The sequence below is a fragment of the Pseudoalteromonas caenipelagi genome (assembly GCF_013140855.1).
Classification (GTDB): domain Bacteria; phylum Pseudomonadota; class Gammaproteobacteria; order Enterobacterales; family Alteromonadaceae; genus Pseudoalteromonas; species Pseudoalteromonas caenipelagi.
In genome coordinates this window covers 641,393-653,911 of record NZ_JABBPG010000002.1, presented here as the reverse complement: position 1 = coordinate 653,911, position 12,519 = coordinate 641,393, and the positions used below count along the sequence as shown (strand labels likewise).

Below are 12,519 nucleotides of genomic sequence, written 5' to 3'. Positions count from 1 at the left end.
ATGGCAATATGTTAAAAATGCATAGGCTCGCAAAAGCGTTTTACACTGAAAACATTAAAACTCAGGCTTTGCAACCTTTCGATTTGATTATAGAACAAGGTGAATTTGTAAGTGTTATAGGCCCATCAGGGTCGGGTAAAACAACCTTTCTCAATATCGCAGGATTACTCGAAGAACACAGCGAAGGCCTGTATGAGCTAGACGGTCAAGACGTTTCGAAAATGAAAGACAAGCAAAAATCGGCTTATCGCAATGAAAAGGTTGGCTTTATTTTCCAAAGCTTTAATCTTATCCCTGAGCTGAATTTGTATGACAACATTGATATGCCACTTCGCTATAGAAAGTTTAATCACAGCGAGCGTCATAAACGTATTACACATGCTTTAGAACAAGTCGGTCTTGCTGGGCGAAAAAATCATTACCCTTCACAATTATCTGGCGGGCAACAGCAACGAGTTGCGATTGCGCGTGCAATTGCGGGTTCACCATCGGTTATTCTTGCCGATGAGCCTACAGGTAACCTTGATTCAAAAATGGCTGACGGCATCATGTCGCTGCTTAAAGATATCAACGCACAGGGTACTAGCATTATTATGGTGACTCATGATAATGAACAAGCCGAGCAGGCAAGTAGAATTATACAAATCAAAGATGGCTATCTAAACGAGTGTGAACACACCGCAAAAGCCATTGCCTACGCATAAATACCCTGATTGAACCAAAGTAATGGCAAGTTGCCTTAGCGGAACGCCCAACAACGCTTGCCATTACCCACAACTATCAACAATGACGCTCTTTTGGCGTATTTTTATGATGGTACTTGCTGTGATAGAATTGCCCAATAATCACTTTGTAAAACCGTTACTATGCTACGACTATCAAACAATGTCGAAATTGCTGCTTGGGAAATAGATATCAGTGCTATTAGAGCGCAAGGGGCCGGCGGTCAAAACGTAAACAAAGTATCGAGTGCTATTCACCTAAAATTTGATATTAAAAGCTCTGCATTACCTGAGTTTTATAAACAACGATTGCTCAGCCTCAATGATAGTCGCATTACCAAAGACGGGGTTATCGTGATCAAAGCCCAGTCTCACCGTACGCAAGAAATGAACAAAGAAGAAGCTTTGCAAAGGTTAAAAACACTTATCTTAGAAGCGGTAAAAACACAAAAAGCTCGCCGTGCAACCAAGCCTACTAAAAGCTCACAACGAAAACGAGTCGAGAGCAAAGTTAAACGCGGTCAAACCAAAAATCTCAGAGGCAAAGTTCAGTTTTAAAGTGCTTTAAGGCTATGTAGCTTCTTCACTATGTGTCTGAGTTTGCTTTTTAGCGATAAGTCAACGTCTTGATGAATAACGACGAGCTATGCTTTTTCTTATTTCTACCAATTGTGTACAAAGTTAGCTGAGTGATAACAAGCACTTAATGTTGCTTGTAAACTCACTACAAATTTCACGGTAGACCTGTCATTTTCCTTGTATGGTCAGGCCGCTACTGGCGGCACTATTCACTGAGGTTTAGTGTAAGTTGGAAACATTAGTCGTCATTTTGATATTTTGCCGCATCGCAGCTATTACAAAAAATATCGCAAGTTTAAGTAAAGATAAAGAGCTTTATCACCTGAAAAATTTAAGATTTTTAGAAGAAAACGAAACCTTCAATGTCCTATAATCGCAAAGAAATACGATATCGATTACATTAAAATAGGTAAAAGGCCTTCCTATTTACTAGAAACTCATAAATAGTAATAAATACAACAAGACTCTTGAACACAAGAGCTTAACAAAGCAGGTCAGAGCTCATAAAAAAGCGGAAGGCTTTTGAAGCGATTAAAAAACCTATAACAGCGATGGAGGCATCACTAAGATCCTGACCTACGTCAGGATGATGGCGTGATTTTTTGAATGCTTGGCTATCGAACGCGTTCATTATTTTGTACTTGTTTAAGAATATCAACAGTCATACGTCAGGTTTGAAATATCACAACCCAGCAGCGAGCTGACACAACTAACAATGATTTAGTTTATGCCTGATTTTGTTTAGGTAAGGTGAGCACAAACTGGGCGCCCCCCCATTTTGACGTTTCTATTTCGCACCGCCCACCATGCCACGATATGATTTTATCGACAATTGCTAACCCCAAGCCAAAACCGCCGGAGCTTTTATTGCGGCTTTTTTCTAGCCTAGAAAAAGGCTCAAACACTTTTGTGCGGTCTGTTTCAGCGATCCCTTGACCATCATCAGCAATCACTATCTTTACATGGTTTGGAGTCTTTTGTAGTTGCACATAAACTTTGCTCTGACCATACTTGTCTGCATTACCTAAAAGATTTTGCAACACGCGAGCCATATATTGGCGCTCAGCAGTGAAAAATAATGTCTTGTAGGGGCATACTAACTCGATGTGTTTTGTTGATGTTCTTTTTAGCTTTGCTATTTGCTCATCCAATAACGCCACAATATCAAAAGATTCAAATTTTAAGGTGTTTTGTGCCATCTCTAAACGCGCGTAGCCAAGCATTTCATCAATTAAGAATTCCATTTCTTGCACATCTTGCGACATTTGAGATACCGACTCAGGCGTTTGCGGCTCTAACATCGCCAGAGCAAATTTAAGCCTTGCCAGAGGTGTACGTAACTCATGTGACACTGCATTCACTAAATGTTTTTGGTTGTTCATTAGGTTTGCAACTTTAGTCGCCATAGAATGAAACTGGCTGGTCAATGTTGCGATAGCAGAGAATCGAGATGGCGCAATGGAGATATTTAGTTGTCCTTTAGCGAGTTGTTCGGTGACGTGTTTAAACTGCATTAAATCTCGCCAAAGGGGGCGTAACCAAAACATCAATAGCAATGCCAACAATACAAATGAACTTAACTTAAGTAAGTATTTAGGTATCAATACTTGCTCAACAGGCTTAAATGGGCCCAGTTGCACCACCGTGTCGGTGCCTGTTAATAAAAACGATAACAGCGCATTATTTTTCTCGGTGTAAGTGGTAACAATATCACCTTGCAGAAGCTGTGCTTTTTGCTCCGCTAACCAGGCAACTTCATCCAACGGATAGTGGCGAAGCGATGAGGGGAGTTGTTTACTAACAGAAAGACTTGCTTGTAAGCTTTTGGCAACTTGTGATGCGTGACGTAAGTCATCAGGCTGTTGATAAGCTAACTGTTGCCAAATCAACTCACTGCCTTGATTAATTGCGATAATACTTAAGAACACTACCAAATATAAACTGATCAACAAGCGGATCATCTAATCGCTATCCCCAAGCTGATTTTGAACACAGATAACCTTTGCCCCATACCGTGATAAGTCGCTCAGGCTGATCCAAATTGTCATTTAGCTTCTTGCGTAACCGAGAGATCCTCACATCAACGCTACGATCAAGACCATCATACTCTCGTCCAACCACGTGTTTGTATATATACTCACGGCTTTGCGTTTCACCTGCTCGACTAGCTAACGCCCACAACAAATCAAACTCATAACTGGTTAATTCAACCTCTTGCGCATCGAGTGTTACCTTGCGACTGGCCTTGTTGATACTCAGTTGCCCCAATGTGAGTTGTTCACTAGAGCTAATCACTGAGCTATTGCGCCTGAGTAAAGCATTGAGCCGCGCTAATAAAACATGTGGTTCAACAGGTTTTATCACATAATCATCAGCACCTATTTCGAGCCCCCTTACTTGGTCAAAATCACTATCTTTGGCTGTTAGAAATAAAATAGGTCCCTGATAATCAAGGCGCACTTGTCGGCATACGCTGAACCCATCTCGATTGGGCAACATAATATCCAAAACCACCACGTCGGGTTGCGCTGCTACAATATCTTTGCAGGCTTGTTCGCCATCATGAACTTGAGTCACTTTAAAGCCATGGCTTTGCAAAAACTGTGAGGTCAGGTTGGCTAAACGAATATCATCTTCAACAAGCATCACATGGGCCATTAAAAAATACTCCAATCTGTTTTTAATTTTCGTCGATATTGACGGCTCACCGCCGCATTTACGTTAATGAGTTGCTGGGCAAGCACTACATTTTTACTATCAATTAAACGAAAGTTCATGTTTTTTTGTAAGGAAATATCGAGCTGCTCATTGATTTGCTGCTTTGTTTGCCAACATCGCAATTTAAGCTGCTCTTGATACAAACACGCATCAATCGCAGAGGAACTAAACCAATGCAACTTTATCGTCATTTGGCACAGTTCTCCCATCTGTCTAACAATACAAGTCACCGGTTTGATTTCTAATAGCGTTTGGCCTGAATTCGTCCCTGCAGCCAACGGCTTTGTTAAATTTATAACCAATACCAGCGCAACGACAAAATACGCTTTAAAATTCATATAGCCCCCCAACAAATACACTGCTTGTATTGTGGTGTTTAAGCAATGGGCTATCACTTATACCTGAGCCTAAAAATTTGTGTTTAGCACTCACCTTTAACTGCCATTTTTCACTCAAGCGATAGTTAAATGCCAACGCAACAAAAGGAGAAACAGTACTTTTTCCTTGATAATAAAGCCGCGGATCCTTACTGTCGCTGCTGCGCAGTCCATAGTAGTAATCTACTAGCTGGCGGCTTTGCCAATGAGCACCAAGTTTAAGCTGTAATTTAGCAGGTAATTGTTCTGGTAGAGGGACTTTTTGGCTATAAGACAGTGTGGAGTGCTGACCTTTATATACGCCTTTGAAGTCTTTAAGCCAACTAAATGTAAACTTTGAGCCTTCATTTACATACCAATGCGCTAACACCCCGCCATCAATGGTCCACTTACGCTTGGATATGTCATCTATACTGATTCTGGGGGTGATGGGTGATAAGTCGCCTTCGCTTGATGTACCATCTGGCAAAATACCACTGTCTACTTTGGTTCCACTGGCATCAAAATAGCTTTCTGGCGCAATCAGGTTACGTACATGAAAACGCTCAAAATAGGCTTGCTCTGCATTAGGTTCAATTACAACGCTAATATCAAAATGCTTTGTGTTACTCAGGGTGTAGCCTAACGTGGTGTTGTCCCAAAAGAATCGGTCTCGGTAGTAGCTTATGTAAGGAATGACCACCAGCGGAATATTCTCCCCCCCAAATAACGGGTTAGTCATCACCCCTGCACCAATAGCTACACTAAACTGCCATTGCCCAACTGCTACGCACTCCGTACTTTTAGGCTCACATGACTGAGCATTCGCCTGTAATGTCAGCATAAAACTCACTGCCAATAAAACCTGTTTCAAGCTGGTCTCCTAAAAGTTGCTAGTGTTTGCTGTACAAGTAATCTAATACTCTTATTTCTTTGCGCTCATACAGTACAAAAAATTGTCTACACTAGCTAATTTACCATCGTATTTGCAATTTGCTATCTAGAGTAACACTTAATAACAATTCACCGTTCAAAGGTAACAGTTAATAAGAAGGAATTTTGTACAGTTAAAAAGGTCATTAACTAAAGGAGATAAGTATAATGTTTTACCCACGTCTAATTGCGATTGGTGCCACTGTATTGCTTGGTGCCTGTTCTAGTGATAACGATAGTAGCTCTGATAAAAAAACCGATAGTTTGCCTCAGCTCAACGGCATAAAGGTATCGACTACCCCTTTGACCAAAGCCAGTGCACAACAATTTACCACCCATTTGAAAAATGGCTTGTTCATGCGTCATTATCAATATGATACGCCCGCTCAGCCAACGAATAGCAGTGAGGGCGATTTAGCTACGGTAACGGCAACGTCATCAAGCACTAACGTACAGGAGCAAGGTGTAGATGAAGCCGATAGAATTAAATATGACGGTCAGTATATGTACATCAGCGCCAACAGCGCTCATAGTTTAACCGTAGCTGAACAATATCATCAGTTTGTTCGTATTATGAAGCGTGATGAGTCTGGTAACGTCAATCAGGTAAAAGAAGTCATTAGCTCCACAACTGATTATCAAACTCAGCAACTTTACCTTCACGATAATACTCTTGCTGTGCTTAATCATGACATAGGTTGGTTTAGTATTGAACCACTGATGGCCACCAGCTCTTCAATTGTCGCACCAGCCGCTCAACAATTTGAGCTAAGTTTAATGGATGTAAGTATTCCTGAACAAACTACTGTAAAGGCCCATTACACCATAGAAGGACAGCTTATAGATACAAGGGTCATTGAAGATCAGTTATATATTGTCAGTAACTTTCGCCCCAAATTTGATGGCTTTGTTGGAACAGATAATACCGAACAAAGCAAACTGGCTGATTACAAAGCTATCCAAAACCAGAACATCGATAAGCTACTTCCGACAATAAAAAACAATCTGAGCGACCAGTCAAATCCGCTATTTAACCCAGCAGATTGTTATATCAACGAAGGCGCAACCCAAAATGATGGATACGACGCCATCATGACGTTAACCAAAATTTCCTTAACTGATCCTACTGTGCAAAGTTCTATCTGTGTTAACACTTATATCGATGGTTTATACGCATCCAAGCAGGCTCTATATGCTTACAGTACACATTACCAAGAGGGCACCTCCAATTCAGTTATTCACAAATTTAACCTTGCTGACAATGCGATTAACTATAGCGCTACAGGTGAAGTTACGGGGCACTTCGGTTGGAATAACCCGAATTTACGCTTTAGCGAAAAACAGTCCTATCTAAGAGTGCTCACCAGTGATGGCAATAGCATGGATGGCTTTGACCACAGGTTATTTGTATTAGAGCAGCAAGGAAATAAACTTGCTGTAATAAGCCAGCTTCCCAACGAGTCTCAACCTTCAAAAATAGGCAAGGTAAATACAAAAGACATTGTGGATGAAAATGTTTATGCAGTGCGCTTTGTTGAAGACAGGGCCTATGTCGTGACATTCAAGCAGACAGATCCACTCTATGTCATTGATCTATCGAATATGCAAGCACCTGTTATTGCTGGCGCACTAGAGATACCAGGCTATTCTTCATATTTACACCCAATCAACGATAACTTATTGCTCGGTATAGGCCAGCACGTGAACGACCTTAGCGATGGTGTGCCAGTTATTACCCAAGGTACTCAAGTAAGCTTGTTTGATATCAGTGATATTGGAAATCCACAACAGCTCAACGTGCATAAATTTGACAATGCATACTCCGCCGTAGAGTCAAACTACCACGCATTTAGCATTTTAAAAGTGGCTGACGGGCAGTATCGTTTCACTTTACCAATAGAAACATGGCATAGCAGTAATTCAGACTCTTCATCTGGAACATGGACACGAGAAAATGCGTTGGCTGCATTTGAGTTAAACACTGGCGAAAAGCAAATGAACTATATGGGTAGCAGTGTTATTACCTATCCAGATAGCGATAACGTGCCATACGTTTGGTCTGGTAACGACCGCGCAATCATTCATCAAGATGATTTGTATTATGTTCATGGTAACTACATTTGGCAAAGTAACTGGCTAACTGCTGCCAAAAATACAGGCCCCCACTAAATCAAAATAAGATACCAGCTTTTACGCTGGTATCTTTTCATCTAGACTTAAAACGTATTAACCGGCTTTTTCTTCGAGCAATTCAGCAATCTTTTTACGTACCACAGGGTTTTGCGTTTGGCTTTGTAATTGTTTAAGCCTTGCTTTATTCGCTGCACTAAGCGCTTCTCCAGTTTCGAGCATAGTGCGGGTAAAAGCCGCAACAAACTTAGGCTGCGGCGATGCTAACAGCGCTGACACAACTTGATCTTGATAATCAGTATGCTTACTTAACACTTTAATACTGTTTAACTTAGCTGAATCATCCGCACTACCAAGTAAAGGTGATAATTTGGCAAGTAAACTGGGGTCTTTACTATTTTCAACAGCTAAAACCGTAGTCGACAAATTGAATTGTTCGCTAATATTTTGTTGCAGATAGTTTTTTACATTGACCGCTTGCTCAGGCGTAAAGTAGGCCATAGTCCCCAAACTGAGTAGCGCGGTATTTGCCACTTGGTGCTCTGGTAGCGCAGCAATAGATTGCAATGTTTGCAAAGACAGCGCACTTGATGCGCCAAAACGACCCAAAGCCATCGCCAGTTTGTGTTTGTCCAGATCGGACGTTTGCTCAAACTGAATTAAGTCCACTAATATTGCCTCCGCCTGAGGTGTCTGCAGCTTTTGCAACGAATAGATAATAGCAGAGCTAAAGTGGGGCATTTCATCAAGTAAGGCTTGGATTTCATAGGCACTATAGTGTTCTACCAAATAGTGACCTACCACCTTTGCCTGCGCTACAGACAGAGACTCTTTAAGTTCGAGTAATGCCTCTTTAAACGATGCGTTGTCTGTTATTTCTCGCTGTACTGTTGGTGATTGCGAAACCTTTATATGAGCGTTCGCATCGCTACTTTGGGCACTAAGCACAGTAAACGAATTTGCGACTTTGACCACATTCACACTTTGTTCAACGATGTATTTTTGCTGCTGCTGTTGCCAATGTAGTGTGTTGATATAACTTAGTTTCTCAATGTCCCCGGAGGGTGCCAGTAATAACTGCCAAGCTTGTTGTTCTTTTTCAGGTTTATGATTAGCTGTGTGATATTTAAACTCCACAGTGCTTCTAACAATCCTATTATCTGTTTGTTGATAACGATAGGTCGCTTGGCGCTGCGCTTCGTCTATTACAAGAGGTTGAGTCAAATCATAGCTTAAGAGGTCAAATAGTTGCTTAGTGACCTGAAGTGTGTGCTCCTTGGGTAAACCAAGTAAATCGAGTTGCTCAAAACGGTGCTGCTCGTAATTAACTTTAAACGGCAAATCACTCACCAACGACACCGGCTGACTATCCTGCGTATAACTAATATTACTCAATTGGCCAAGTCGTGCGTTACTCGCCGCTTGCGTTTGTAGCTGCATATGCCAACTAAGTTGCGAGTGAGATAACACCACTTGCTTGTCAGAGCGAATAGATGAATCTATTTGTACAATGTAAGTAGATTGACTTTCTTTGTCTTGCGTTTCAAACAATGAAGTTTCAGCATTTCTGAGCGCTTGGTTCGTTGCATTGCTAGGGGAAGGGAGGTTCGCAAGATAGCCAATACCCGATAAAATGGCAACCGTCAGTAAAATAACAGAATACACTCTAATTTTCATAACATACTCCATATATGGCGGCACTAAGCCGCCATATAAAAATTAAAGTTGTTCCCAGCGTGGACTTGCGTACTCGTAGAACGTTCTTTCTCGCTCATAAAGCGGTTTCCACTTCATAATATCTACGTTAAATACCAATAAACCCCATAGCTTTTTACAATAGCCTTGAATTTTACCGTCTCCACCAGAGAGCTTGCCCGATACTTTAAGCTCTAAAAAACCCTCTTCACGAACTTGTTCATCAACAACCACGCGGCGAATACCCGCTTCTACGTAACCCTTACCTTTTACTTTAAGTAAGCTAAGTTTGCCTTTCACGCCTGCTTCCGCAATGCCATGACCAAATGATCCGTATGCAGAGCTTGATACCACACCGCCCACATACGGCTCCACTGACGCGTAGATGTAATCCGGACGCCTAACACCACCGACTTCAAATGGTGCTTCATTGCCATGTCCCCCAATAACACCACCCACAGTAAAGTCTGCACCAGCTTCAACTCCCGCACCAAATTTAACGCCTAACTTCAGCAAACCTAAGGGGTCTAAAGGCAGCTCAAGTTTTGGCTTAATTGGTTCGGGGATCAAATCAAAGTAATATTCAACAGGGTAAGACACAGAAGCATCAAGCAAGTCATCACAATTAGGCTTAAACGCAGCGACAGAGTCTTCTCCCACTTTTAAGTTGAAGCTCATTCCTTGTGTACAGTCTAATTCTGATGGGTTAAAAGAAAATTCAACAAACCCAATGGCCATTTTAAAGTTTCGATCATGCAATTTCAGCCAGTTTCCAGCTTGGTAGAAGCCACTGGTAGCGCCATTTGCAACGCTGTCGACATACATCCAACCCTGTTGATCACGGTACTGATGAGTTCGCCCTACAGCATTGTTCTTCGTAACAACACGCGCAGATTGCTCTACATAACCTGGGTCTTTGTACAAAGAAGCGTGTGCAGGGGCAATAGCCAACGCTCCTAATAGTGCACTGAAGCACATAGAAGTAATAGTTTTCATTATTTTTCCTGTAATAAATTCTTAAAGTATATGGGTCAGCTGCGCAGCCGAGCGCTAATATATACGCAATCATTTACAGAAAAGTTACAAATACACCTAATAAGGGTCCAAGCTGTAAATTACAGACTTTATGATGAGCTTTAGAGTATACTGTCAAAACCGAGTGAAAATCATTAAAACCACTTTCAAAACAAAAACATGACTATTAACAATCTATATAAAAAGAGAGGTTGCTGGCACCACAGTGACTAGCTGTGCAACTTGGCAAGCCAAAGACAAGACTCTTTTACGCAGTAATAACGGGCTATGACCAGTGAATGCAACACACTGAGTAGGTACAATAACTTTATTGGGCAAAGTCGCTATCCACATTATAAATTAACTTAGAATGTGTGCCTACAGTGACAAGTTCACCAGTACTTAACGATTGCAGGGGGCGTGACCCCAAATGATTTGAGTAAGTCGTCAAGATACACTTTTGTTTTTAGCTGTGCCGTTTCGGGTAACCAACGCAGGTGAGCGTGATAAAAGTCTGCCATCTGGTAAACTTGTTTAACTGCTTTATCAAACTCTTTTAAAAACGCTCGACTTTGCGGATTATCATTACACATCCAATGACCAATAATGTATTTTGGCGCACCGGCAATATCATACGCACGCAGCTCAGCTGACTCTTTTTGTAAATGCCTGAATATTGCCGCCGGAAACCCCAGATAGAAATCAGCTCGGTGACGCCGGAACATTTGAAAATTCATATCATAATGGTTAGTACCATCACGCAACACTTTGTTACTGTCAGGGATGTTTCTAATTTGCGTATCTAGATAGTCCCCATAAGACATAGACGGTGCTAAAACTATCATCGTACTTTTATATTTATAAAACACATCCGCTAAAGCGCTAATTTCTCCAGCTTCATTAAGTAATTCAGCACTCAGAGGGGGTGATTGAATATGCTGATACAATCGATGACTTAAATATATATTTATAGGTAAGCTAAACAAGTAATTTTCAAGCCTTTTCGGCGTTTTGATCCTGTTCTGAACGCACACGGCATCCTCTTTTTCATGCATAGCCCTGAGTGCTCGTTTATAACTAGCAGGGACCAAAGTAACCTTTTGTTTATCCAAAAAGCTCATCACCAATAAATTGGTGTTATTGCCAATATTTGAAGGAGGAACTTCTTTTCTTAATACGCGCAAATCATTTTCATCATCCACATATAAAAACATGGCATGTGTTAGATGTGAATGAAGGCAAAACAGCAGAATAAAGATGCGGATCAGCATAATTAAGTACAGCACACTTTCTAATCAACAGTTATTAGCATAGGCTACCGACAATACAAAGCGCCAGTTAGTTGTCGTTTATATTATTGCTATTTTTAAATTAAAAAGACCCACCTGTACGAGAAAACAGAACATGCTTTGCTAATCATTTGATAAATTATGATCGGGTTGTCCTCGATTTGGTTTATTCATTGTTTGATTTAAGCAAGCGTATTAACTCATCTAAATAAGCTCTTGTTAGCTTTTGTGAGGATTCTGGCAACCATCTTAAATGTGCATCATAAAATGCTTGTTTGGCATAAAGCTGAGTCATTAGCGAATTAAACAAAGCTAAGAACTCTCTGCTTTGTTGATTGTTATTACACATCCAATAACCAATGATGTAACGTGGTGCATCGGCCACACTATAACCTCGATAATCAGCTTGCTCTTGTTGTAAGTGTCGATAAATTTCAGCAGGGTAACCGAGTAAAAAGTCCGCTCGTTTTGATTTGAATAGGTTGTACATATCGTCATATGGATTACTGCCAACTCTGTATACCTTATTTTCACGTTTTACCTGTTCAAACTGCTTATCAAAAAATGGTCCATAAGACATGGTAGGCGTAAAAACAATGAGCGCTTGTGTATAAACTTTAAACAGAGCTGGTAAAGATTTAACTTCACCATTGTCGGTGAGTACAGAGTCTGAAAGTGGTGGTTCAGATAAATGCTGATACAGTCGGCGGCTTAAATAAATACTAACAGGTAAGCTGAATAGAAACTCTTGCAAACGTTCTTTGGTTTTTACTTTATTTGCGGCACAAACGGCATGTTCGCTTGTACGCATCGCTTTTATGGCACGAGGATAACTGGCTGGTACAAAGGTTATTTTTCCTTGAGGTAATGCATTGAGAATGAGGGTATTGGTGCTATTGGCAATATTGGTAGTCGGATTTAGACCTTGGTAAATAATAAAGTCTTTTTCATCGTCAACATAGAGTTGAACAGCAACAGCCCAAAAGCCACTAAAAAAGCAAGGTAAGAAAACAGCACTTTTAATCAAACGAACGTACAAACCAACCACCTAAAAAGCACAACTGGTTTATTAAGAATAGAACA

General features: G+C 40.9%; 11 protein-coding genes. 3 read left to right on the top strand and 8 right to left on the bottom strand.

The window, feature by feature from the left end; translation table 11 throughout:
- The first annotated feature begins 8 nt into the window (after positions 1-8).
- On the top strand, positions 9-704 hold the full coding sequence (locus HG263_RS07565; protein WP_171625461.1) for an ABC transporter ATP-binding protein: 696 nt from the start codon (positions 9-11) through the stop codon (positions 702-704).
- Positions 705-866: 162 nt separating this feature from the next.
- The gene (gene arfB, locus HG263_RS07560; RefSeq protein WP_171625459.1) at positions 867-1,280 is read left to right on the top strand and encodes an alternative ribosome rescue aminoacyl-tRNA hydrolase ArfB; all 414 of its coding nucleotides are present in this window, start codon (positions 867-869) and stop codon (positions 1,278-1,280) included.
- A gap of 746 nt (positions 1,281-2,026) precedes the next feature.
- Here the strand turns inward: arfB and HG263_RS07555 are convergent.
- Genes HG263_RS07555 through HG263_RS07540 form a run of 4 tightly spaced genes read right to left on the bottom strand, consistent with a single transcriptional unit; the run spans position 2,027 to position 5,249 of the window.
- On the bottom strand, positions 2,027-3,262 hold the full coding sequence (locus HG263_RS07555; protein ID WP_171625458.1) for an ATP-binding protein: 1,236 nt from the start codon (positions 3,260-3,262) through the stop codon (positions 2,027-2,029).
- A 7-nt stretch (positions 3,263-3,269) separates the two neighbouring features.
- The gene (locus HG263_RS07550; RefSeq protein WP_171625457.1) at positions 3,270-3,959 is read right to left on the bottom strand and encodes a response regulator; all 690 of its coding nucleotides are present in this window, start codon (positions 3,957-3,959) and stop codon (positions 3,270-3,272) included.
- Positions 3,959-4,357, bottom strand: coding sequence for a DUF3019 domain-containing protein (locus HG263_RS07545; protein ID WP_171625456.1), 399 nt, complete (start codon positions 4,355-4,357; stop codon positions 3,959-3,961). The genes HG263_RS07550 and HG263_RS07545 overlap by 1 nt, the downstream gene beginning before the upstream one ends.
- Positions 4,347-5,249 carry a MipA/OmpV family protein gene (locus HG263_RS07540; protein WP_171625455.1) on the bottom strand — a complete coding sequence of 301 codons (903 nt, stop codon included), beginning with the start codon at positions 5,247-5,249 and terminating at the stop codon, positions 4,347-4,349. The genes HG263_RS07545 and HG263_RS07540 overlap by 11 nt, the downstream gene beginning before the upstream one ends.
- Before the next feature lie 227 nt (positions 5,250-5,476).
- Between HG263_RS07540 and HG263_RS07535 the strand changes: the two genes are divergently transcribed.
- A complete protein-coding gene (locus HG263_RS07535; RefSeq protein ID WP_171625454.1) occupies positions 5,477-7,477 on the top strand; it encodes a beta-propeller domain-containing protein in 2,001 nt (666 codons plus the stop codon).
- 57 nt (positions 7,478-7,534) lie between these two features.
- Here the strand turns inward: HG263_RS07535 and HG263_RS07530 are convergent, their stop codons facing one another.
- The 4 genes from HG263_RS07530 to HG263_RS07515 form a co-directional block, all read right to left on the bottom strand.
- Complete coding sequence (locus tag HG263_RS07530) at positions 7,535-9,115, bottom strand: hypothetical protein (protein WP_171625453.1); 1,581 nt, start codon at positions 9,113-9,115, stop codon at positions 7,535-7,537.
- 42 nt (positions 9,116-9,157) lie between these two features.
- Positions 9,158-10,129 carry a hypothetical protein gene (locus tag HG263_RS07525; protein ID WP_171625452.1) on the bottom strand — a complete coding sequence of 324 codons (972 nt, stop codon included), beginning with the start codon at positions 10,127-10,129 and terminating at the stop codon, positions 9,158-9,160.
- A gap of 410 nt (positions 10,130-10,539) precedes the next feature.
- Complete coding sequence (locus HG263_RS07520) at positions 10,540-11,361, bottom strand: transporter substrate-binding domain-containing protein (protein ID WP_171625451.1); 822 nt, start codon at positions 11,359-11,361, stop codon at positions 10,540-10,542.
- Positions 11,362-11,602: 241 nt separating this feature from the next.
- Positions 11,603-12,475 (bottom strand): transporter substrate-binding domain-containing protein, encoded by an 873-nt coding sequence (locus tag HG263_RS07515; RefSeq protein ID WP_171625450.1) that lies wholly within the window; start codon positions 12,473-12,475, stop codon positions 11,603-11,605.
- Positions 12,476-12,519: the final 44 nt, after the last annotated feature.